Below are 21,301 nucleotides of genomic sequence, written 5' to 3'. Positions count from 1 at the left end.
AAAGTGATTAAATAGTTGTAGGGGCAAATTTAGGTAAAGACTTCAGAAGAGTTAACGACAAGAAACTAAATTCGGAATGACGAAAATCAGATATCTGGTGGTGTGAATATGGGAATCGCTGAAGTATTAACAGTTGTCTTTATAGTATTAAAGCTCACGAATGTCATCGCATGGTCTTGGTGGTTAGTGCTTTTGCCAGCCATCATATCCTTTAGCGTTTACGCATTAATTTTGGTGATGAAGTTAGTAATGGTGATGATAGCGGTAGTGACAGTGAAAAAACGTAAAGAGTTGTAGAGGGGGATGCAGTGATATGATTCAAGCGGTGATTTTTGATTTAGATGGAACATTGTTAGATCGTAATAGTTCTGTTCGTACATTTGTAGAACAGCAATACGAACGATTAAAGCCAAATCTATCACATATTTTAAAAGAAAACTATGTTAAACGCTTTATTGAGCTAGATAATCATGGCTATGAATGGAAAGATAAAGTCTATCAGCAATTAATCGAAGAATTTTCTATTGAGTTATCTCCAAAAGCAATGTTAGAGGATTATCTACAGGAATTTAAGCATTCTTGTGTTCCATTTATAAACTTGCAATGGATGTTGCACAATTTGAAGAAACAAGGCTTAAAACTTGGTATGATCACAAATGGTTATGGGCAATTTCAATTAGATAATATACGAGCGTTAGGTATTGAAGATGTTTTTGACGTGATTCTTATCTCTGAATGGGAGGGCATTAAAAAGCCGGATGCAGAAATATTTGATCGGGCGTTATCTAAGCTAAAAGTGTCAGCTAATGAAAGTATTTACGTTGGGGATCATCTTTTTAATGATGTGGAAGCTGCTAAAAAAGTAGGAATGATGGCTATTTGGAAACGAAATGATGCATGGCAAAGCGTTGAAGCGGATTACATCATTGATCATTTAATAGAAATTCAAAATATCTTAAAGGTTTTGCAAAAGACATGAAAAAAACTTAAATTCATATACCTTCTGATTTAGGAGAAAGTAAAGGGAAATGAAATCAGGAGGTTAAAAAATAATTGAGGAAAATGAGTGTATGTCTTTTACTGCTGCTATGTTTTCAAATCAATCATGTGGAAGCAAAAAATCAAGATAGAAATTAGTAAGAAATGTACTTAAACGAACGGGGGATATTTAATTGAAATATTTCACTCAAAATTGGTATCGAGAAATGCAAGTCTATGGTTTTTTAACTTTTCCTGACTCTAAAGAAGATTGGGATGAAAGTTTAAATTGGAAATACGAAGATGGGACAAGCTATATTGAAATTTTACAAGCAGAGTTGGAATGGCGAAAAGATGATTTATTAACATTTCTTCCGGCGTCATTTCATCCATATATTTTAGATGGCTCTCTAAAAACTGAATATCCATCTAAAGAATTGCGAAAAATGGCTGAAGAGTGGAATGAAAATTATCAAAGTCGTAGTCACGATTTAAGTAAAAAGTATATGGAACAATTTGAGGAAATAAAAGAGAAGCTACCATCTCAAGTTCTTGAAATACATACAAAGTCATTACACGATGGAGAAGTATTATCTTTCTCATTAACTGAATCTACATTTACGCTTATTATAGCTGGAACAGGAGTAGGTTGGTATGGCACAAATGTAAAACTAACTTTTAGTGATGTCGAGAAATGTTTGATTCCAGAACAACTAGAAGGTTCTTGGTGGCTATATGATGAAATCTATAAAACTGATACAGGGTTTGAATTACACGTATTATTTGACTGTCCACTTTCAGAATTAATGATACAGGCTAGGGAGTTAAAGATTGAGACACTAGAAAAATAGACTGTGAAGTAATATACATAAGTAACGGAAGCATCTGTTACAAATTGAAATACGTTATGTGAATTGGTTGATTGGAGTGGGGACTGAGTGACTCCTTGGGGATTAGCGATATAGAGGAACGAAGGCTAAAAGCATCACGTCCTGTGATAACGCCTTCGTGACTAACATCCTGTTAGCCCGAGACCCTGGAGCGCAAGCGGATGTTTTCTGTGCGAAAGCGAAGCGTCAGCAACAAATGTTTTAACTGTGCGAAAGCGAAGCGTCAGCAACAAATGTTTTAACTGTGCGAAAGCGAAGCGTCAGCAACAAAGCACTCAGTCGGAACGGAAATCAACCACTCGTTGTGCAGAAAAGTCATATTTTATTTAAATCTCATAGATAAATGAAAAACAGCTGAAATCATATATTTCAGCTGTTTTATAAGTATGTAAGATAGTAAAGAATTTTTAACAATTTCAGTACAATATCCTATAGGTCCATGGTTAAAGAAGTCTGCATTCATTTATTAGCTTGATATGTTTTAACTGCAGGTGGAACATAGGCTGCACATTTATCTAATAGTCCCGCAACGTCTTCATCTACAAGTAGGGCATTTCGATATTGAGCTTGTAAAAATTGTTCGTTTTGCATATGGTCAAATAACCCTATGAGTAAATCGTAATAATGATTGATATTTAAAAGTCCACAAGGCTTTTGAAGAAGGCCGATTTGATTCCAAGTGAATACTTCAAAAAATTCTTCTAACGTGCCAGGTCCTCCAGGTAAAGCGATAAAGCCGTCAGCTAGTTCCATCATTTTACTTTTGCGTTCATGCATAGAATTGACGACAATAAGCTCTGTTAAATGCTTATGAGAAATTTCACGTTCCTCTAACAACGTCGGAATAACTCCAATGACCTTGCCACCTTCACGAAGTACAGTGTCTGCAACTGTTCCCATTACACCTACACTCGCTCCACCGTAAATTAAGGTAATATTACGTTTTGCTAATTCTTTTCCTAGAAGAATAGCTCCTTCTTTATATGCCTCAGAAGCACCGATGCTCGATCCGCAAAATACTGCAATACTATCCATCATTGTTCCTCCATATCTGATAAGTTTCTTTCCGCATTAACGGGCAGTGAACTGTAAGGGGGATGAAAAAACCCCACTGATTCACGTTTCACTTTTATAGTATAATTTAATTTTGAGAGGAAAGAAATGGAGGAAATAGAAATGGAATTAAATGAATTTCAAAAATGGTTGAAGGATTACTATGATACACGTGGTTGGTCTGATTTAAGTATTTTTACGCGCATAGGCTTCCTAGCTGAAGAAACTGGGGAAGTAGCGAGAGCTATACGAGCGTTAGAGATTGGTAGAGATAGACCAGATGAAAAGATTCAATCATATGAAGAAAATAAGCAAGAATTAGTAGAGGAGCTTGGAGACGTTTTAGGGAATATTATTGTTATCGCTAATAAATATGATATTTCACTGGAAGAAATTTTTTCAGCTCATCAGGAAAAGCTGATGGAGCGTTATAAAGCATAGAAATACATATGGAAAGGGGATTCATATGGATTATCAAGTTGAGATTTTATTAGAAAATCACGATGATTTTACTACGTTTTTAAATACAAAGATTAGAGAGTACAACGATGAACATTCACCCTACCATAAAGAAAGTAGACAAAAGGGTTCTGTTCGTCCGTTAAATTTAATCGTTACGGATCATCAACAGCAATGGATTGGCGGCATCACTGCTGCGGTATATTGGGGTTGGGTAGAAATCAATAAGTTTTGGTTTAGTCAAGAATACCGTGGTAAAGGTAATGGGGGACAGCTACTGTCGAAAGCTGAAGAAACAGCCAAGCAAATGGGTGCTACCAAAGCATTATTAACTACATATGACTTTCAAGCGCGTACGTTTTATGAAGCGAGGGGTTATCAGGTTGTAGGTGAAATAAAAGATTATCCTCCTGGCAGTAGCTATTTTACAATGGTAAAAAACCTGGTTTAACTTCTTTCAGCAAATGTTTTATGTACCGATAGCACAGCGACAGGTACAAAAGTCTCCCTCCTCTATAGACGGTGAGAGAATCCGGATTTAAGCTACTTTTCAGAGGGTGTCCAAACAGCCGCTGAAATAGAGGAACTCATTCTAAGAACGCCACGTCCTGTGGCAACGACTGAGTGACCAACATCACGTTGGCCCAAAGCCTCCGGCGAATGTCACGGAATTGGAAAGGAGTGCTTAGGGGATGTTAGCCTAAAACCATCGCATCCATGCGATAACGGCTAACTGACCTGCATCGGTGCTGTTGCTGTCGCTTTGCTTTCGCACAGATGAAAACCTTTTGCTGCCGCTACGCTTTCGCGCAAAAAACATCTGTTGCTGCCGCTACGCTTTCGCACAAAAAACATTTGCCGGCCTAAGCACAAAGCCGAATACAGACGCAATTATGCAGAGGCATAATTGCTTGAAGTTTAGAAAGGCTCTCTGATTAGCTCTTTGCGACGCCCTTTTGTTATATCCTTGGTATCCACGAACCCCCAATATGAACTGGACAACTAATCAATTCAATAACTTTCTTCGAGTTATTGCAACTACTTCAGGCTTGCCATTCTCAATTATTAAGGCTGTTTTTGAAAAGATTGTTATTATTCAACTAATGGTGCAGGTTAATAAAAGAAGGATTTATTATTGTTCATTGTGTATAGGAATTGAGGGAAAATATGGGGGTGTCAAGTAAAAAAGAGCCTCTTGAATACATAGAGATTGCAAGTTTTGTTATAAGCTAATGAAACATGAAAATTATAGAAAATAGGAGTGGGTTTATATTAGTATAAAAGGTAAAAGAATCAGTTGGGTATTAGGAGGATTCGTTGTATTAACTATTGGTTTTATTGCTATAATGACTTGGTTTTATCCATACTCCCCTTTCAGTGTTAAAAAAAGTTATGAGTACCATCCAGGTAAGGTTTTATATGGCGGTAAAAGCTATGAAGCAATCCTGAATGAGTTTAAAGAATCTTATAACAAAGATTTAAAGGCAGATTTAGATAACAAATATCCAAATCTTACGATAAATCGAACACAATATGTCCTGCCTATTTTTGAACAAGATTGGTTAATTAGTAAAGATTCTATCCCATTTGATGTAATGAAATTAGACAGGATGCTTCTAGATGTAAAACAAGTTAGAGAGGTTTTGCTAGAACTTGTTGTTCAAGCGGATTATACAAGTGAAGAAAGAGGATATTTAGTTAATAATATAGAAACTCTATTATCATTAGAAGATAGTATTACTCAATTAAAAAATGAAAATTACTTGTCCAGACGGGAACTGAAAATTCAATTTCATAATCTATGCGAAGAATTTAAACATAACTTTGATTTATTTGTTACCTTTTATGAAAGGTCTCAATATTGAGAAGTGTTTTTCAACTCCCATGAAAGAACTTAATCATCTTTCAATTTCTATGGTGTAGTGCTGGTTTTTGCGCTACATGGATGGCTAACGGGGAGCATTATTTGAATAAGATAAACAAACCAGAAGCAATTATTTGAGAAAATAGCCATTATTAAAGACTTTAAGAGCATTCGTAATCTCTACTTTCGGATAATGGTTCTAAAAATATATGGCTGAAAGATGACTAAAAAAACGCCCTAATGTCAAACTTATAATAAAGGGGAGATTAGTGTGTACTCGATATCAAATTTTAAATTACTTGTTGATAAGCAAACAGAAATTGATACCATTCATCAAAATTGTGATCAATTATTACAGACAACTGTAACGCCTTTAATGGATACGGAAGTCAATAAATTGTTAGATGCCATTAATAAAAAACTAACCGAGCAAGGCTTTACGATTACAGTGACATCTACTGGACTCATCGCAAAATATAGTGAGGCAGTTATTAATGTTGACAAGCATTCGAAAGATTTGGAGGAGTGCTTTTTCATAAATTTAAATAATTTTGCGGAGGATCAAGTTGCCATTGTTTTAGACGTTTCTGATACAATGATGCCGAAAATCTCCAATAATCTCGATGGCTACGCTGAGATTATCGAGCAAATGACCGATACATTAAAGTACGCAAAAAGTCTCGAAAAAGCTTGTACTTCACCTAAGTTTATTTACAAAACGCAAAGCAATATCATTTTTCATTCGGCTGAAGAAGTAGTCAATTATTATTTTCAGTAAATAAGAAGCCACCCTAATAGATATATAGGGTGGCCAGTAAAGGAAGCACTATTGATTTCGATATTCCCGCTACAATAATTTAATCAATAAATTTTCTTCCGAATATGAACAGTATCATCGATAGGATGAAGAAATATAGTGGCATAATGATCAATGAACCATTGTGGAGGAAACTCATACCTGACGTTATGAAGCTTACGAGTAAGTAATAGCCTAAGCTGAAAATCGCGCCAGCTGTCCCGATAACGTCCTGAAAGTTAACAAGCGCGAGACTTAAGCAATTAGGTAGAGCAATCCCTGATCCTAATAACGTAATAAAAATGGTTACTAAAATGCCTATAAGTAAGACGATATTCGGCAATGGTAATGTACTAACGATTAGTAGAAATAAAGCACCGACAGTCATCACAAAACAACCGAGATGAATTACTTTTTCTGGCTGATATTTGTTGACGAGTTTTTTGGAAATCATGGCACCAATAATAGAGGCAAGAGCCACAATTATGCCAAGAAAACCATAAAGTCCTGGTGATAAATTGAAATGGTCAATAAAGATAAAGGGAGCTTCAGCATAATAACTGAATAACACGCCATTTATCCCACCAATCAGCAATCCAAATACAAGAACCCTTGGTGATGAAATAATACGTTTTACAACTGGGAAAATAGCAATTCTTTTTCTCGCTGATTTATCTGTTGTTTCAGGAAGTCTGAAATAAGCGTAGATAAACAACAAAATACTCATAGCAACGAGCACAAAGAAAACAGCTCTAAAACCAAGTGCTTGATCGACCCAGCCACCAATCAGTGGCCCTACTGCAGGAGTAAACGCAATCACTGCAGAAATTTGCGCAAACATCGCATGTCTTTTACTGCCAGATACGCTTTCTCGCAAAATGGTTTGCGTAATAATGGAGCCTGTCGCTGCCCCAAAAGCTTGTATAAATCTACTAACTAATAGAAAAGTGATAGTTTCTGCGTAAAAACACATGAAACTTCCAATACCATAAAAAATTAAACCACCAAGCATGGCCGGTCTTCGTCCAATAAAATCAGAAATCCATCCCCAACAAAAGACACCAATAGCAAACCCTATAAAATAAATACTTAAGGTTAACTGAACAGAGCTATTGGAAGCATTGAATGCGTCTGAAATATCAGGTAGAGATGGTGTATAGATTGTCTCGCTAATCTGTGGAAAAGCTACAAGAACAATCATTAATAATAAAGATGGTGCTACATGTTTTTTCAACTTATTGCCCTCCTACAAGCAAAATCTACTTCTTTAGAAAAGAGTAGACGTAGCTAGGGAAACGGCGGGACCATTATAAGTATTCGTTCATAAGATGTCATTTTCAATCACCTAAATATGCTTAAAGTAGGAGTGCATAGTCTAGCTTCTATTATAAAGATATTTGCTATTTTTAATAGACTTAAATAGAAATTATTTCAACATTTATCGAAATTTAGGTGGGTGATTATGGTATAAGGTTTGAGTGCTATGTGTTTAAAACCGTTGATATGTGTAAAAGTTGATTGGAGTGAAGACTGAGCGACTCCTTGGGGATCAGCGTCAGCAACAAAGCGCTCAGTCGGAACGGAAATCAACCTCACTTTATGATGATAAATCTAAATTTTTAAAAAATTCCACTTGTAGACAATAGAGAATGCATATAAAATAAAAACAAATGTTCTTATATGAGGAGGGAAAGAATGACTTCATTTAATCAATTACAGTTAGTATTGTTCGATGCAAATGATATTCCAGGATTAATTGCACTTTCTAACTCTGTCGGGTGGGATTACGATGAGTTCGAAATTAGAACGGTGATGATGTCAGGTAAAATATTTGGGCACAAAAATGCTGAGGGAAAAATTGTTTCAAGTGCTGCCATAATTACATATGATACAAATTTAGCGTCAATAGGTATGGTCATTGTGCATGAAAATTACAGAGGGCTCGGTTTAGGGAAATTAGCTACTCAAAAATGTATTGAAAGTGTTTCAGAACATACAGCAATACTGCTCGTCGCAACGAAAGACGGTGAACCGTTGTATAAGAAAATGGGCTTTACCACAGTAGATTATGTACATAAATATTTGACTGACAATTATGTTGGTGCCCATAACTTAGCTTCTAATGAGTATACGATTGAAGATTTTACTGAGAGTGATTTTGCTAAAATTGTCAGCCTAGATGCAGCTGCTTTTGGAGATAAAAGAAGTAATTTTCTTCGGACTAGGATAAAGCAATCTAAGCATTGTATTGTTGTGAAAGATCGTCATGCAAATATTATAGGTTTTGGATTGTCTATTTTAGGGCCAATCAATCTACTATTAGGTCCGATTATAGCACCTGATTCTAAAACTGCTAGACTTATAATTAATGTTTTAGCGAAAGACCATAATGGGAAAGTAAGAATTGATGTACCATCTGGTCATACTGAATTTATACAATGGTTAGAGCAAAGTGGCTTTATAGAGGCAAATAGACCTCCAGTTATGATTCTTCATGCCAAGAAAATGCCGATAAGAAATAATACGTTATTTGCCATAGCAGCGCAAATTTTTGGATAAAATCGCTTGAACAAAGTGAGCACACTTTTTATGTTTTTAAAGGATTTTAATGGAAATATGGAGAATACAAGATATCAAAGGGGGAGAATCAATGTTTCCTAATTTAGAGACAGAAAGACTTATTTTAAGAGAGTTGACACTGGACGATTCTGAAAGTGTTTTTAATTGTTTTTCAAATGAAGAAGTCACTCGCTATTATGGACAAGAGCCATTTAAAGAGAAACAACAAGCTGAAAATTTAGTAGAATTATTTTCAAAGAGCTTTGCAGAGAAAAAAGGAATAAGATGGGGAATTGAAAGGAAGGGGATAAAGGGTATAATCGGGACAATTGGTTTTCACGCTTGGTCGCCTATCCATAGACGAGCAGAAATCGGTTATGAAATTCATCCTGATTATTGGAGAAAAGGATATACCCAAGAAGCGGTTACCGAAATTGTGTCGTATGGCTTTGAGCATATGGGGCTGACTCGTATTGGTGCTGTTGTATTTTTAGAAAATGATGCCTCGAATAAGCTACTAACCAAAGTGGGCTTTCAAAAGGAAGGAATTCTTAGAGATTATATGTATCAAAATGGTCAGGCACATGATACATTTGTCTATTCCATATTAAAAAAATAGATAAGTAATGCTTTTTCTCTAGAATAAATTTTATTAACCTACGAAAATATATTTACGGCATCTTTACATACCTTTTATTGGTGAATAAATGGTAACTGAGATATGGTTTTGCACTTGCTTTTTTCGGTTATAGTGCTAGTAAAGGCTAGTATTTTTATTAGTGGTGAAAAAGTAACAGTAAGGGGCTTTGTGAAATGGGAATACAATATAGCACAACTTATTTTGAAAAGTTAGATTTACTTGAAATTCTATATGCGGGGCAGGCAGCGTTAAAAGAAACGCTACCCACGCACAATGTCAGTAAAAGTCATTTAGAACGCTTTGAACAAATAGAAGCAGCAATCGCTAAGCTAAACAAGGAAATTCGAATCCTTGAGCTAAATATTATCCAGTCCGTAGATTAAAAAGATTAAATAAATTAACTCATGCAAAAATAATTGCATGAGTTTTTTCGTTGGGCTTCAAGTCGCAAAGATAGAAGATTTTTGAAGTGATTGGTATTTTTTTGTTTATGAACGCGCTCTAATATATATTCAAAAACGTTGAAAACTAAACGTTGTTTTCTCCTTTTGACGTTTATTGTTAAACACGATGCATTGTCGATTTAGTAATCTTTTTAGGGTTTTTAATAAAATATTTATCATTTAGCAAATATTTAACTTGAATTTATTTTAAGAAGAGGTTAATATGAAGTTAACTTCACATGAAGTAAACTTCATATTCAAGAGGGGAGTATTGTATTGAAACGAAAGTTATTTCAAAGATTATTAACATCATTCCTTGCAATAATATTAGGTGTTATTAGTCTTTTGATGAATCCAACAGAAAAAATGTCGGCAATCTATCTTTTCGTTGTTGGTATTATTATTTTGATTGTATCGATTACAATCTATTTTAGAAAATCGGAAAAAGAGGATGATTTATCGAAAGAGTATGATGAAAGAGATGCTCTTATTGAAGGACAAGCTTCCAATATAACTATGCAATGTATAAGTTCATTAATAATACTTTTGCTGTTTTTGAGTAATTTTATTGTATTATCTGTAAAAGCGGTTCTTTTACTATTAATACTCGCTCTTTTCATTTTAAATACTGTAACTAAGTTTTTCTATGAACGAGTCCTTTAATTTTAAAGGAGGACGGAAATGGAAAATATAGTACGAGATTTAAGAAAACAGCATAATTTAACTCAACAAGAATTGGCTGATCGAGTAAGTGTATCGTCGAGAACGATTATTTCACTTGAGAATCAGAAGTATAATCCTTCTGTACTACTTGCTTATAAAATTGCATCGATTTTTAATAAAACGATTGAGGAAGTTTTTATTTTTGATGAAAATGACAAATAAGGAGATTATTTAAATATGTTAGGTTTAGTAAGTATTTTTATTATTTTTGGGATTGCTTTAACTGCTTGGGGAATTTATCGAATGAAAACAGATGATGGTCTCTTTGGGAAGAGCCAAAAAAGCAAAAATATTTTTAATCTGTTATTAATGGGGGAAGCTTCTGGAATCGGTCAATTTTTAGGTGGAATTGTTTGTATAATAATTGGCATTGCGGCTTTAGTGCTCGGGTAATCCAAAAAGACTACCAACCGTTCAATTTATTACATGTAAGCAAAAAAACAGGACTCATTTTATTAATGAGTACCTGTTTTTTGTGCTTATTAAGGTCTAAATTTTGTTTAAAGCGCCTTTTCTTTTTGATTGAATAGGAAAATTGCTGTTAAACATACCATTGCTACGTTAATGACAAGAGCTACAATATTTAAAAGGTCAATTGTCGGCATAAATACAATAATCAATGATGTTACTGCGACAAATAATGGAATTACCATATTGATATTTGTGATTAATTGTAGCTTATGATAATGTCTTAGGATGAAATAAATACCTATTAACATTGGTGCTGTAAGGAATACGCCTAAATAGCCTATTGCATCTTCAATAAACCAAGGGAAAAAGCTCATTCGTGAAGTGAATATAAAAAGGTTTAAAAAGATAGATCCTACTAATAGGCTGTTTATTACAATGATTTTCTTGTTATTCTCCATTTTAATTACTCCTAAATTGTTTATTTATTTGTTAATTCGTGAAAATGATTCATGAATTCGTCCTCTTAAACGTTATTTCCAACGATAATGGTTCGTATTACCAAACTATTTTTTCTCCTAATGTTTGTTCTTTTGGATATTCCTACTTTCGTGAGCTAGTATTACATTCGTCCAATCAAAGATAGAAATCAATTACAAGTTCTTAATTAAATAACCATCCTTAAGATCACAGGTCACTTATAGTGTAATTTTACACCATAAGTAACTATTTTGTAAATAGGATTATATCGGTAAATAATCAAATTTAATAATGATTGTTTATGTTAGAAGGAGGTGTTAGCACTAGGGTTCTTCATTTTGAGACTGTAAGAAAACATCTTTGCAGCTTTATGTATACGAAAATTTAAAACATTAGCTAAAAGGGAAATATAAAAGGGTTGAGTATTTTCCAAAAGTAAAGGAACAAGTAATTAAACGCAGACATAGTAGTGAATTAGTGGATGAAACACTAAAGGAGATTGGATTTAGCGAGATTAAAGAAGTAAAGCTATGGGAACCAAGATATGTATGAACAGAAAGAACAATTATTAAAAGATTTACGGGAATGAACAGGAGAATATTTTCCACGAGTTAGACGATGATTGATTGAGTGATTCTGTCTGTCAGCTCAGCCATTCTATACGTGGATTCGATAATAATAGCTCTCGTTTACTTTATCAAACGAGAGCTATAATTATTTTTTGTGGCACACGTATACCCTTTTGTATAATGGGTACTTAAACTTCTTCTTTCTGAAATAAGATAGACCTTAAACTTCTACTCCATCAGCTTCCATATCTTCAGCTGAATTATCCTCTTTATAGGAACTACGTTTTACTACAGATAGAAGTAATACTAAAATACTTACAACAGCCATCCAGCATAAAGTAACTGCTGGAGTGCTCCAAAGTTCTCCACTGAAGAAAAGAATCTCCTTTAATCCTTCAAACATAAAGCGGAACGGTAACCATGGATAGATCCAATCAGCCTAAAAACTAGGCAACATTTCTGGGGCGATTTGTAGAAGCGGTAAACCAAAGAACATTAAAAGAACGAAAATTGGTAAACTCGCAAATTGAATCCATGTAGTGATAGCTAGTATTAATAATATAAATGTGGCGCAAGTCAGTGATAAAAATAGAGCAACATGGTTAAAATCTGCAAACTTATAATCCAGCATCCAAGTGGAGTACCAAGTTAATAAATAACCGCCAAATAAACCAATGATTATGGCAATCAAAGCCTGGAATCCTCGGAATTTAAGTTGCTCCAATACAGAATTAAACTTGCGATTTCTTCCAGTAAACCATAAAAGAATAGCACTGAATAAACTACTAATCCAAATAGGTTGAAAGAATGAAAGTGGAGCATTGCTTAATTTACCGGTTTCATGCACATTGACTATTTCACCTTGGATAGGCGTTGAATAAGTGCGTGCTTGATTAGCATTTAACGGAATATTATTTTTATCAGTAACCGCTAATAATTGGGCACTAACATTGTCATTCATTTTTCCAACCATTGTAGATAAAGCCTGTGTAACTATATTTGCAACGTTGGCATTTTTTCCTTGGTTTATATAAATTTTTAGCAATGCAGATGTAGGTGTTGGTGTTTGGAATGAAGCATACTTTTCTGAAAAGTCTTTAGGGATATAAATAGCACCATACAATTCTTGATTCGCTAATTTTTCTTGCATTTCTTGTTCATTTTTTAATACAACCCATTTAAAGGGTGATTCCTTTGTTGCTTGTGAATTTTTCTGAATCATCTCGACAAAAGTTTGCCCCATGTTGCCCTCATCCTCAAGAACAAGACCGATTGGAAGATCTTTAGGTGATGAATGGGCTCCAGGAATTTGTGTTGCTACAAAAATGAAGGATAATAAGAGTACAGCAATAAACGCTATACCGAAAAACTTATTTTCTTTCATAGGTATTCTCCTTTCAGATAATGTACATCGTGTTGATTATTTCTTAGTTTGATTATATACTCTAAAAAAATCACTTCCTATAATCAAAAGCAGCCAAAGTGTTCAATACTAAACATATAAAAAAATGTGTTCATTAAAAGGGAGGAATGATTCCGTGACAAAAACGGATCGACGAATTATTCGCACGAAAAATGAAATTAAACAAGCATTTTTCTCTTTACTTTCTGAAAAGAACTTTGAAGCTATCACAGTTCGAAATATTACAGAGCGTGCCAATATTAATCGCGGAACTTTTTATCTACATTACGTAGATAAATACAATTTATTAGAACAGTACGAAAACGAAATTTTCGAAAAATTCAACGCAATTTTAGATGAAACTACAATTTTAGTTATAGATATCAACCAGTTTAAACAAGAGCGATTGCCTGTAATGACCCAAATTTTACATGTGTTTTATGAAGAAGCTGATTCCTTAAAATTAATATTAGGTCCAAATGGTGATCCATTTTACTATGAAAAAATGAGACAGTTTTTTGTGAGATATTTCAATGCTTATCTTGGTAATCTTACTGATAAAAGCAAATGGAAGTTCCCAATTGAATTAACATTAGCGTATAACTCAAATGCAATTTTGGGAGTAATTACGTACTGGCTACAACACGATATACAACAATCACCAGAGGAAGTAGCTACGATGTTGATAGAAACAATATTAAAAGGAACTCTTGAAGCTAGTGGAATGCGTTCAATTATTGAAAAAGAAAGTGAGTTGGGGAGATAAAGAAGTCCCTTGAATTTTGCTAAGATTTAAATCATTGAAAACTCAACGCTATTTTCAGTATCACTGCCAATTGGCATAAGAGAAACTTATGGAAATTAATAATTAACATTGATTTTACTTATGTATTGAATGGTTGTAAAATAATGTTAACGAGAATCTCCATAAAGATTGGTATAAAAAACAGAAAAGAGAGTGATGAAGATGGGCATTGATTTTCACAATAAGGACAATCAAACTACTTATACAACTCGACAGGCTGACCACTCGTGGATGGAAGCAATGAAAGAACTTGTCCCTATCAAGAATACTTCGAAGGCTGCAGATATTGGCTGTGGCGGAGGAATTTACTCAAAAGCATTAGCAGATATGGGCGTAGCTTCTGTAATAGGTGTGGATTTTTCACAAGCTATGCTCGTTGGGGCAAAAGAAAATTGTAAAGACTATCATAATATTACTTTCAAGCAAGGAAATGCATTGGCTACAGGCTTAGACAATGACAGCTTCCAGTTAGTACTGGAACGAGCTTTAATTCATCATATCCAGGACTTAAAGGCTTGTTTTCAAGAGGCATATAGAATTTTGGAGGATAAAGGGGTTTACATTATCCAAGACCGTACACCTGAAGATTGTTTATTAAAAGGTGATGACTACCATATTAGAGGCTATTTCTTTGAGCGTTTTCCAAAATTAAAGGAACAAGAAATTAAACGCAGACATAGTAGTGAGTTAGTGTTTGAGATACTAAAGGGAATCGGATTTAGCGAGATTAAAGAAGTAAAGCTATGGGAAACAAGAAGTGTGTATGAACAGAAAGAGCAATTGTTAAAAGATTTACGGGAAAGAACAGGTAGAAGTATTTTGCACGAGTTAGACGATGAAGAATTAAATGAATTAGTGAATTATATTGACAAGTCGATTTCAACTGAGGGCTCTATAGTTGAAAAGGACAGATGGACTATTTGGAAAGCTGTGAAATGATAATTCTTTATGAAATGTAGAGAGGAGCTATCCATAAGTTCGGCGTTTCTATCCGTTGATTCATTAAAGTCTAGCTCTCGTTCTTTTTCAAACGAGAGCTTTTTTCTATTTATTCGCCTACTAAAGCAAGAAGGTATTTGTCTCGATCTGCTTCCTCCTGCATTTTATTATCGACAAGCATCGCACCGTTTCTCACATTTGTCCTATCACGATCAACTAAAAATTGAACATTCACTTTTGCGGTTTTATTATTGACAGGGCAGTCTCCTTTAAATTCTACAACGTCCTGTCCTTTTTGGGTTTCAAAATACACCCAATATGGATTTTCACAGGCGTTGGCAAAGCTGGATTCTAAAGTTTTATTACTATTTTCGAATGAATAGTTTTTAACATATGTAATATATTCATTATCTGTAATGTCCTTTTGTGGACCGTAAAAATACCAGAACACCCCTAAAATCCCGATTGGCACGATCCACAGTATGTTCCTTTTGCTTAATTTCCCCATATTTGAAGCCCCCCTTTATAAAAACATTTTATCATCTTTATACTGATTTTTGCTAGCTTACAATAATATTTTCTAGTTTATGATTTAATCTTATAGAAAATGTTTTAGGGAGAGATTGGATTTCCTCAGCTCGTGTGAAGTTTGTTGATGAATTTTGTAAATAAAAGAAACTATGAGGCTTATAATGACGTCATTTATGAAAGTAAGCAGGTAATTAAACTGGAATTATTTGAATTAAGTCTTTACTTTTGGACTACTATAACACTAAGCTCACGTTTACCTACTTTTTAATAGAGGACATTACTTGCTACATTTTTAACTTCTTTCAACGGGTGTCCATACATCCGCTGAAAGAGAGGAACTCAGGCTAAAACCTTCACATCCTGTGAAAACGCCTGAGTGACCAACATCGTGTTGGCCCTCACGCAGGCCTAAGCACAAAGCCGATTCCGGACGCAATTATGTCGAGGCATAATTGATAAATGAATTGGAGGCACTTTACTTTTTTACAGAGAAATCAAAATTACAATCAAGGAGATTCACGAAATGAATTATGAAATTTTTCACTGGATTAATGATATAGCTGGTCGCTATCCTTTTCTTGATAAAGCGATGATTTTCATCACTGATAGCGTTCCTTATGTCGTAATCGTATTTATGTTATTTTTATGGTTTACTGCAAACAAGGAAAAAAGGGCAGAAAAACAATATACTGCAATATACATTGTCTTTACATGTTTACTTGGATTGGGTCTAAACGCACTCATCCACTTTGTCTACAATCATCCACGACCATTCATAACGTATAATGTTCATCAGTTAGTACCGCATGCTAATGACTCTTCGTTTGTAAGTGATCATGCCGTATTAGTATTCTCTGTAGCATGTACATTGCTTTTACGAAAAGATTCGTGGAAGTATCCTGTATTAGTATGGGCCATCCTAGTAGGGATTTCACGAATCTTCGTCGGCGTTCATTATCCAGCGGACATAATTGGCGGAGCCCTTCTGTCATTAGGGGTAAGCTTTGTCATTATTAAGTTCTCCAAGAAATTGGATCCGGTCGTACAAGTCCTATTCACTATTTATAACAAACTAACGAAACATATCCCTTTTTTAGCGAAATTCGGCCATGAAAATCTAAGTCAGGGAAAATAAAAAACTAAGATGAGTCGCATTTTACATGCGGCTCTTTATTTTGTTTACTCTTTATTATGAAATAGCGCCCTAATGGAATAACTAAAATTGATTTTATAATTAAATATTTCTTCTTTACTTATGCCCCGTTACTTTAAGTGCGACTCTTCACAATGTGCTTTTTTACTTCTTTCAGCAAATGTTTTATGTAACGAAAGTGAAACGGCAGTTACAAATGTTTTATGTAACGAAAGTGAAACGGGCAGAGATTGAGAGAGTTGTATTTTTATGCGGCTCTTTTATTTAGTCAGCTTTACATTTGAAAAGGTGGAGTTGATATGATTATTATAATTAGAGTAGGGGAGCAAGCTAATGAGGTAACAAAAGCGACCTTCATTACAAAATGCTAACTATTTTGATGTAGAGTTATCAAGATTCAGTTTAATTTAGTTCGAAAAAACGGTGTCAACTTTTCTCAGACTTCACTTAAAGAATAAATAGTATTTGAAATGTAAATGGAATGTTTAAAAGGTTAAGTGTTAATAGGAAAACTTCCATTTGCTTGGTAACTTAATTACAATATGACTAAGGATCAATACTGAAGTCTGTTCTTGATTGAAAAAGTAGGTTGGTATAACAGTACATATTTCGGTAAAGAATCTTAAGGTTAAAGTATATTTGTGGAATACAAAGAGGTGTTTAATATGAAATCTTATACACAATTTGAACGAAGAAAATACATATTAGATGAGTTAGATCAATACAATCGTGTGATGGTCAATGATTTAGCAAAAGTGTTAAATGTAACGACAGAAACCATCCGAAGAGATTTAGACTTGTTGCATAAAGAAGGCAAGTTAACGAAAATACATGGTGGGGCTTTAAAGAAAAACGATCATACCGTGGAATTATTTTTTAATAAACGTCGCAATGAAAACATTGATGAAAAACGAAGAATAGCAATGGCAGCAAGTAAATTGGTAGAGGATAATGATATTATTGCCATTGAAGTTGGCACAACTACGCTGCAAATATTGGACTATATATATGACAAAAGAAACATAACCATTTTAACAAACTCTATACCTGCAGCTAATAAAATTATTGAGCTAAAGGAACAGTATGAGTCATTTGATTGCAAACTTATAGTAGCTGGTGGAATGTTAAATACAAATTCATTAGCATTGTCTGGTGATATGACGTTAAACTTCCTGGATCATTTTACGGTTAATAAATTGTTTGCTTCTTGTGATGGAATCTCATTAGAAAAGGAATTAACATGTACGTATATTGAAGACGCTCAAATATTTAACCGTTTAAAGAAAAATGCAAGACAAGTTGTCATGATGGCAGATGAATCTAAATTCAACTTAATGAAGTTTTATAAAAGTGGGAGTTTTGATGATATCGATCTATTATTTACGAATGCTAAACTCGAAACAGAATGGCAAAGTGCTTTAGCAGCAAAAGGTGTAGAAATAATAACCGTATAGAAGAAAAAAATCCAATTCCCAAGAACCGAAATTACATCACGATATCGATATTGTAATAAATTACAACGGAAGGGCGAAATATTCGGTGTCACATACCAATTAGAAGGGAACAAGGTTGACAAAGTGGAATCGTTCATCTATTAAAATTCCGAGCAGGTTAGTTTTCAATAAGGCTCACCTAATTGATCAAACTTTTTTTTATTAGACATTTAAGTTAAAACCGTTTTGGAAATTGTGAAGAAGATGTTTGTTTTATTCTTTACCAATAGAGATACGTACGAGGGGAAACAAGTAATATAATTTAACATTAGTTTCGATGAACCGTACTATAAGTAAATGAGGTTTTAATAAAAAAGTGGCTTTGCCACTTTTTAAATTGTATTACTATATAGGAGTGTTTTCATTTAATTCTCCATGAGTGATCAATCGGGATAGCCATCGGGAGTGGTTGGAAGCATTAAAAATCCTAATTTCTCAGTATTAATAGTGGAGACATAAATTGGGGCTTATTACATTCAAACTTACTCTTCTTTTTGCATTTCCCTTATAGCCCGTATTTTTTTTAGGATCCTCCCATTCTCAATTTTCGCGAAACTCCCTGTACCAGGATAGGTGTTTACTTCAAATAAAATGGGCTTTGCATCCGCATTAATCCCAAAATCAATACCATATTCTAAATGGGGAAATTCGCGGGAAACTAATTTTGCCGCAGTGATGGAGATTTCTTCGATGGATTGAATCATTCTACTCTTGTCTTGTTTGCCCATTCCAAGATGTTCTGATAATAACTCGGAAACGGTCATCACCTTGGATCCTCGATGTGCATTGATAATACCATTTTCATATGTTTCCGCTGTGGCAATTGTCCCGTACATTCCGCTAACTAACCATTCTCCTTTTAATTTTTGAATATGGACACGAATTGCAAGTGGATTCCCATGTAAGGTAATGCTGTCAATTCCCTCCTGAACAACATAGGAGTAATCTAGACGTCCGCCAAACCCCATATATGGATAACTTTCAGGCTTAAAATCTTCAATTGCAGCAACAGAAATTTTTAATTCCTCGCCTTTTGGTGTAAAACCGTTAAAACAATACTTCCCATCTTCGTCCTTATAAACTTTGTAAATTCCCTTTCCTCGTCCGCCTCTGTCATGTTTTAAAAATACAGATTCATATAGGTTTAAAAACTCCAAAAGGTTTTCAGCATTGTAAACTTTTGTATTAGGAATAACACCGGAGGTTAGCGAATTATTGGAAAATAAATTGAATTGGTACAATTTTCCCATTCCGATAAACAACAAAATCACCTCATTTTTCATTTAGTAACATTATACGGGGAAGAGACATGTATTGTGACGGCATGTATAATGAATTGTAAAAATGGTGTAAGCGACGTGTATGCACAAAGATAATTATATCAGTACTTCCTGGCAATATTTTGTGTAAAACCTCATATGGATGCGTTGCGGAGAACCGTATCATAAGTAAATGAGGTTAGTTCAAGAACTATTAAAAAGTTGTTATAGCAACATTCATCTTTGGGGGGGGAATGAACCTTATCACAAATAAGCGCGGTTTTTTAAAACAGGCACATTCTCTTCATGCGAATGTGCCTGTCTGATTTGTATTTTTACTAAAGTATTTGTTGCATTTAAGTAGTATCTTTACAGGCCACTGTTTTAAGTAAGAAAATTCATCGCCAACTGCCGAAATATTGCTACCGTCAATGTAAATATTATAGTAGCTTGAATGTAAACCAAAACGACTAACACTTTCCTCAAAAAATGCAATTTCACAATACCCTCAGCAGTTTGATAATTCTCTTGGTTTATGTGCTCGTTTTTTCATAAGGAAGTGTGTAAGTATACTGAGTAAAATAAGTAGATCCAGCCCTGCGATAATCGTTGTAGCATAAAGTTCACTCATGAATAAATAATTGCTCATTATATTTTTATGCTGATTTCTTTTGTTTTTGGTCTAAAAGATGACAAAAGAAAGTTAATAGACTTGCACAGACTGCAACTATTCCACCGACCCATGTTACATTCAATAAATTCCCTTGATGGTATACAATTCCTCCTAATGCAGAACCAAAAGCGATGCCTACGTTGCTTGCCACTGGCATAAGTGAAGCAGCGAGTCCTGTAGCATTTGGCTGATAAATTCCGGCGAGGTCTATTAAATATAGCTGAGTAGATGTAGTTAAGAGGATGGCCATTAACGACATTAGGCCAATGTTTATCAGTCCTAAAATAAAATGATTTGTAGTCCAAAATAAACTTGTCAGAACAACTGCTTGCACGAGAAAAACAATCCGAAGGCGACCGATTGCATTGTGGTTGGCAATTTTACCTGCAAGGATGTTGCTGAAAATCGAGATAAATCCGTAACCAAATAAGATGAAACTAATTGAATTATTTGGTGCTCCCATTCCCTTTAAAATAGGAACAAGGTAAGTAAAGACGGCATAAGTTGCGCCAAATCCGAGAGCAGGAATGAAAAAAGCCATCAAAATTCGTGGCTTGGTCATTAAAGAAAACTGATCCCGTATCGAACTGCGTACTTGGCTGAGATTATTTGGTAAGACAAAAAAGGAGGCCAAAAACGACAATACTCCAAGGAAAGTGGTTAACATGAAAGTGGCATTCCAGCCATACCATTCGGCGATTACAATACCAATTGGCACTCCAATGACATTTGCAAGTGTGAAACCACCAAAAACGAATGAAATAGCAAGTCCGCGTTTATTAATCGGCATGGTTTCACTTGCAACAATCATAGCTAAGGAGATTAATACCCCTGTTACAATCGCTGTCATAATTCGAAGGGCAAGGAGCATGATGTAGCTCGTCGAAATGACGCACAAAGCATTCAGGATGATGAAAGCTCCTATCAAAAACAACATCCATTGACGCTTTGGAAAATGACTTGTTGCTGACATCACTAGTGGTGTGGCGATGGCAAACGTAATGGCAAACGCAGAAACGAGTGTGCCTGCTTTTGCATTTGTCATATGTAGGCTTGAAGAAATATCTGTTAAAATTCCGACAATAACAAATTCGCTTGTCCCAAGAACAAATGTTAATAAAGAAAGTGTTAAGATAAGCAACCAATGTCGCTTGGATAATTTTGTGGGGTGCATAAATACCTCT

Annotated in this window: 25 protein-coding genes; 17 read left to right on the top strand and 8 right to left on the bottom strand. The window is 34.6% G+C overall.

Annotated elements, in window-relative coordinates; genetic code table 11:
* The first annotated feature begins 108 nt into the window (after positions 1-108).
* The 3 genes from AMS59_RS02300 to AMS59_RS02290 all read left to right on the top strand — a co-directional run bounded on the left by AMS59_RS02300 (position 109) and on the right by AMS59_RS02290 (position 1,829).
* Entirely contained in the window at positions 109-297 is a 189-nt protein-coding gene (locus tag AMS59_RS02300) for a transmembrane Fragile-X-F protein (RefSeq protein ID WP_053482149.1), read from the top strand.
* A 16-nt stretch (positions 298-313) separates the two neighbouring features.
* Positions 314-979 carry an HAD family hydrolase gene (locus tag AMS59_RS02295; protein ID WP_053482148.1) on the top strand — a complete coding sequence of 222 codons (666 nt, stop codon included), beginning with the start codon at positions 314-316 and terminating at the stop codon, positions 977-979.
* A gap of 193 nt (positions 980-1,172) precedes the next feature.
* Positions 1,173-1,829 carry a DUF4085 family protein gene (locus AMS59_RS02290; RefSeq protein ID WP_053482147.1) on the top strand — a complete coding sequence of 219 codons (657 nt, stop codon included), beginning with the start codon at positions 1,173-1,175 and terminating at the stop codon, positions 1,827-1,829.
* A gap of 498 nt (positions 1,830-2,327) precedes the next feature.
* Here AMS59_RS02290 and AMS59_RS02285 read toward each other — a convergent pair whose 3' ends face one another.
* Positions 2,328-2,903, bottom strand: coding sequence for a TIGR00730 family Rossman fold protein (locus AMS59_RS02285; protein WP_053482146.1), 576 nt, complete (start codon positions 2,901-2,903; stop codon positions 2,328-2,330).
* Positions 2,904-3,044: 141 nt separating this feature from the next.
* Here AMS59_RS02285 and AMS59_RS02280 point away from each other — a divergent pair, with 141 nt between their 5' ends.
* The 4 genes from AMS59_RS02280 (at position 3,045) to AMS59_RS02265 (ending at position 6,022) form a co-directional block, all read left to right on the top strand.
* Positions 3,045-3,362, top strand: coding sequence for a MazG nucleotide pyrophosphohydrolase domain-containing protein (locus AMS59_RS02280; RefSeq protein WP_053482762.1), 318 nt, complete (start codon positions 3,045-3,047; stop codon positions 3,360-3,362).
* Positions 3,363-3,387: 25 nt separating this feature from the next.
* Positions 3,388-3,831: an N-acetyltransferase gene (locus AMS59_RS02275; RefSeq protein WP_082337354.1), complete on the top strand. Its 444-nt coding sequence runs from the start codon at positions 3,388-3,390 to the stop codon at positions 3,829-3,831.
* Between the two features lie 895 nt (positions 3,832-4,726).
* Positions 4,727-5,245 carry a hypothetical protein gene (locus AMS59_RS02270; protein WP_053482145.1) on the top strand — a complete coding sequence of 173 codons (519 nt, stop codon included), beginning with the start codon at positions 4,727-4,729 and terminating at the stop codon, positions 5,243-5,245.
* Positions 5,246-5,515: 270 nt separating this feature from the next.
* Positions 5,516-6,022 carry a hypothetical protein gene (locus tag AMS59_RS02265; protein ID WP_053482144.1) on the top strand — a complete coding sequence of 169 codons (507 nt, stop codon included), beginning with the start codon at positions 5,516-5,518 and terminating at the stop codon, positions 6,020-6,022.
* Positions 6,023-6,101: 79 nt separating this feature from the next.
* Here AMS59_RS02265 and AMS59_RS02260 read toward each other — a convergent pair whose 3' ends face one another.
* Positions 6,102-7,274 (bottom strand): multidrug effflux MFS transporter, encoded by a 1,173-nt coding sequence (locus AMS59_RS02260; RefSeq protein WP_053482143.1) that lies wholly within the window; start codon positions 7,272-7,274, stop codon positions 6,102-6,104.
* A 461-nt stretch (positions 7,275-7,735) separates the two neighbouring features.
* On the opposite strand from AMS59_RS02260, the gene AMS59_RS02255 reads away from it, so the two are divergent.
* From AMS59_RS02255 to AMS59_RS02230, 6 genes are all read left to right on the top strand, one after another.
* Positions 7,736-8,599: a GNAT family N-acetyltransferase gene (locus tag AMS59_RS02255; protein WP_053482142.1), complete on the top strand. Its 864-nt coding sequence runs from the start codon at positions 7,736-7,738 to the stop codon at positions 8,597-8,599.
* A 91-nt stretch (positions 8,600-8,690) separates the two neighbouring features.
* Positions 8,691-9,218 carry a GNAT family N-acetyltransferase gene (locus AMS59_RS02250; RefSeq protein WP_053482141.1) on the top strand — a complete coding sequence of 176 codons (528 nt, stop codon included), beginning with the start codon at positions 8,691-8,693 and terminating at the stop codon, positions 9,216-9,218.
* Positions 9,219-9,412: 194 nt separating this feature from the next.
* Positions 9,413-9,622 (top strand): hypothetical protein, encoded by a 210-nt coding sequence (locus AMS59_RS02245; RefSeq protein ID WP_053482140.1) that lies wholly within the window; start codon positions 9,413-9,415, stop codon positions 9,620-9,622.
* Between the two features lie 336 nt (positions 9,623-9,958).
* Positions 9,959-10,345 carry a hypothetical protein gene (locus AMS59_RS02240; RefSeq protein ID WP_053482139.1) on the top strand — a complete coding sequence of 129 codons (387 nt, stop codon included), beginning with the start codon at positions 9,959-9,961 and terminating at the stop codon, positions 10,343-10,345.
* Positions 10,346-10,363: 18 nt separating this feature from the next.
* A complete protein-coding gene (locus tag AMS59_RS02235; RefSeq protein WP_053482138.1) occupies positions 10,364-10,567 on the top strand; it encodes a helix-turn-helix transcriptional regulator in 204 nt (67 codons plus the stop codon).
* Between the two features lie 15 nt (positions 10,568-10,582).
* Positions 10,583-10,798: a hypothetical protein gene (locus tag AMS59_RS02230; protein ID WP_053482137.1), complete on the top strand. Its 216-nt coding sequence runs from the start codon at positions 10,583-10,585 to the stop codon at positions 10,796-10,798.
* Positions 10,799-10,905: 107 nt separating this feature from the next.
* On the opposite strand, the gene AMS59_RS02225 is transcribed toward AMS59_RS02230, so the two are convergent.
* From AMS59_RS02225 to AMS59_RS02220, 3 genes are all read right to left on the bottom strand, one after another.
* A complete protein-coding gene (locus AMS59_RS02225; protein ID WP_053482136.1) occupies positions 10,906-11,274 on the bottom strand; it encodes a hypothetical protein in 369 nt (122 codons plus the stop codon).
* Positions 11,275-12,082: 808 nt separating this feature from the next.
* The gene (locus tag AMS59_RS24745; RefSeq protein WP_156304532.1) at positions 12,083-12,265 is read right to left on the bottom strand and encodes a hypothetical protein; all 183 of its coding nucleotides are present in this window, start codon (positions 12,263-12,265) and stop codon (positions 12,083-12,085) included.
* A 36-nt stretch (positions 12,266-12,301) separates the two neighbouring features.
* Positions 12,302-13,246 carry a YhgE/Pip domain-containing protein gene (locus AMS59_RS02220; RefSeq protein WP_053482135.1) on the bottom strand — a complete coding sequence of 315 codons (945 nt, stop codon included), beginning with the start codon at positions 13,244-13,246 and terminating at the stop codon, positions 12,302-12,304.
* A gap of 154 nt (positions 13,247-13,400) precedes the next feature.
* Here AMS59_RS02220 and AMS59_RS02215 point away from each other — a divergent pair, with 154 nt between their 5' ends.
* Positions 13,401-14,030, top strand: a complete 630-nt coding sequence (locus tag AMS59_RS02215; RefSeq protein ID WP_053482134.1) for a TetR/AcrR family transcriptional regulator — start codon at positions 13,401-13,403, stop codon at positions 14,028-14,030.
* A gap of 201 nt (positions 14,031-14,231) precedes the next feature.
* Positions 14,232-15,008 (top strand): class I SAM-dependent methyltransferase, encoded by a 777-nt coding sequence (locus tag AMS59_RS02210; RefSeq protein ID WP_053482133.1) that lies wholly within the window; start codon positions 14,232-14,234, stop codon positions 15,006-15,008.
* Positions 15,009-15,117: 109 nt separating this feature from the next.
* Here the strand turns inward: AMS59_RS02210 and AMS59_RS02205 are convergent, their stop codons facing one another.
* Entirely contained in the window at positions 15,118-15,516 is a 399-nt protein-coding gene (locus AMS59_RS02205; RefSeq protein WP_053482132.1) for a hypothetical protein, read from the bottom strand.
* Between the two features lie 546 nt (positions 15,517-16,062).
* Between AMS59_RS02205 and AMS59_RS02200 the strand changes: the two genes are divergently transcribed.
* On the top strand, positions 16,063-16,674 hold the full coding sequence (locus tag AMS59_RS02200) for an undecaprenyl-diphosphatase (RefSeq protein ID WP_053482131.1): 612 nt from the start codon (positions 16,063-16,065) through the stop codon (positions 16,672-16,674).
* Between the two features lie 683 nt (positions 16,675-17,357).
* The gene (locus AMS59_RS02195) at positions 17,358-18,146 is read left to right on the top strand and encodes a DeoR/GlpR family DNA-binding transcription regulator (protein ID WP_053482130.1); all 789 of its coding nucleotides are present in this window, start codon (positions 17,358-17,360) and stop codon (positions 18,144-18,146) included.
* A gap of 521 nt (positions 18,147-18,667) precedes the next feature.
* Here the strand turns inward: AMS59_RS02195 and AMS59_RS02190 are convergent.
* Together AMS59_RS02190 and AMS59_RS02185 are read right to left on the bottom strand one after the other, a co-directional pair.
* The gene (locus AMS59_RS02190) at positions 18,668-19,447 is read right to left on the bottom strand and encodes a YheC/YheD family protein (RefSeq protein WP_053482129.1); all 780 of its coding nucleotides are present in this window, start codon (positions 19,445-19,447) and stop codon (positions 18,668-18,670) included.
* A gap of 653 nt (positions 19,448-20,100) precedes the next feature.
* Complete coding sequence (locus AMS59_RS02185) at positions 20,101-21,291, bottom strand: MFS transporter (RefSeq protein WP_053482128.1); 1,191 nt, start codon at positions 21,289-21,291, stop codon at positions 20,101-20,103.
* Between the last annotated feature and the right edge of the window lie 10 nt (positions 21,292-21,301).

The organism is Lysinibacillus sp. FJAT-14745 (genome assembly GCF_001275675.1).
In the GTDB taxonomy this organism is placed as follows: Bacteria; Bacillota; Bacilli; order Bacillales_A; family Planococcaceae; genus Lysinibacillus.
Note: the sequence above shows the minus strand (reverse complement) of the source record. Positions and strands in the feature narration are given on the sequence as shown.

Excerpts from the sequence above, each read along its gene's own strand:
- AMS59_RS02210 (WP_053482133.1), top strand. The coding sequence starts at position 14,232 with ATGGGCATTGATTTTCACAATAAGGACAATCAAACTACTTATACAACT.
- AMS59_RS02205 (WP_053482132.1), bottom strand. The coding sequence starts at position 15,516 with ATGGGGAAATTAAGCAAAAGGAACATACTGTGGATCGTGCCAATCGGG.
- AMS59_RS02230 (WP_053482137.1), top strand. The coding sequence starts at position 10,583 with ATGTTAGGTTTAGTAAGTATTTTTATTATTTTTGGGATTGCTTTAACT.
- AMS59_RS02275 (WP_082337354.1), top strand. The coding sequence starts at position 3,388 with ATGGATTATCAAGTTGAGATTTTATTAGAAAATCACGATGATTTTACT.
- AMS59_RS02300 (WP_053482149.1), top strand. The coding sequence starts at position 109 with ATGGGAATCGCTGAAGTATTAACAGTTGTCTTTATAGTATTAAAGCTC.
- AMS59_RS02195 (WP_053482130.1), top strand. The coding sequence starts at position 17,358 with ATGAAATCTTATACACAATTTGAACGAAGAAAATACATATTAGATGAG.
- AMS59_RS02280 (WP_053482762.1), top strand. The coding sequence starts at position 3,045 with ATGGAATTAAATGAATTTCAAAAATGGTTGAAGGATTACTATGATACA.
- AMS59_RS02270 (WP_053482145.1), top strand. The coding sequence starts at position 4,727 with ATGACTTGGTTTTATCCATACTCCCCTTTCAGTGTTAAAAAAAGTTAT.
- AMS59_RS02235 (WP_053482138.1), top strand. The coding sequence starts at position 10,364 with ATGGAAAATATAGTACGAGATTTAAGAAAACAGCATAATTTAACTCAA.
- AMS59_RS02285 (WP_053482146.1), bottom strand. The coding sequence starts at position 2,903 with ATGGATAGTATTGCAGTATTTTGCGGATCGAGCATCGGTGCTTCTGAG.
- AMS59_RS02185 (WP_053482128.1), bottom strand. The coding sequence starts at position 21,291 with ATGCACCCCACAAAATTATCCAAGCGACATTGGTTGCTTATCTTAACA.
- AMS59_RS02295 (WP_053482148.1), top strand. The coding sequence starts at position 314 with ATGATTCAAGCGGTGATTTTTGATTTAGATGGAACATTGTTAGATCGT.
- AMS59_RS02200 (WP_053482131.1), top strand. The coding sequence starts at position 16,063 with ATGAATTATGAAATTTTTCACTGGATTAATGATATAGCTGGTCGCTAT.
- AMS59_RS02250 (WP_053482141.1), top strand. The coding sequence starts at position 8,691 with ATGTTTCCTAATTTAGAGACAGAAAGACTTATTTTAAGAGAGTTGACA.
- AMS59_RS24745 (WP_156304532.1), bottom strand. The coding sequence starts at position 12,265 with ATGTTTGAAGGATTAAAGGAGATTCTTTTCTTCAGTGGAGAACTTTGG.
- AMS59_RS02225 (WP_053482136.1), bottom strand. The coding sequence starts at position 11,274 with ATGGAGAATAACAAGAAAATCATTGTAATAAACAGCCTATTAGTAGGA.
- AMS59_RS02245 (WP_053482140.1), top strand. The coding sequence starts at position 9,413 with ATGGGAATACAATATAGCACAACTTATTTTGAAAAGTTAGATTTACTT.
- AMS59_RS02255 (WP_053482142.1), top strand. The coding sequence starts at position 7,736 with ATGACTTCATTTAATCAATTACAGTTAGTATTGTTCGATGCAAATGAT.
- AMS59_RS02220 (WP_053482135.1), bottom strand. The coding sequence starts at position 13,246 with ATGAAAGAAAATAAGTTTTTCGGTATAGCGTTTATTGCTGTACTCTTA.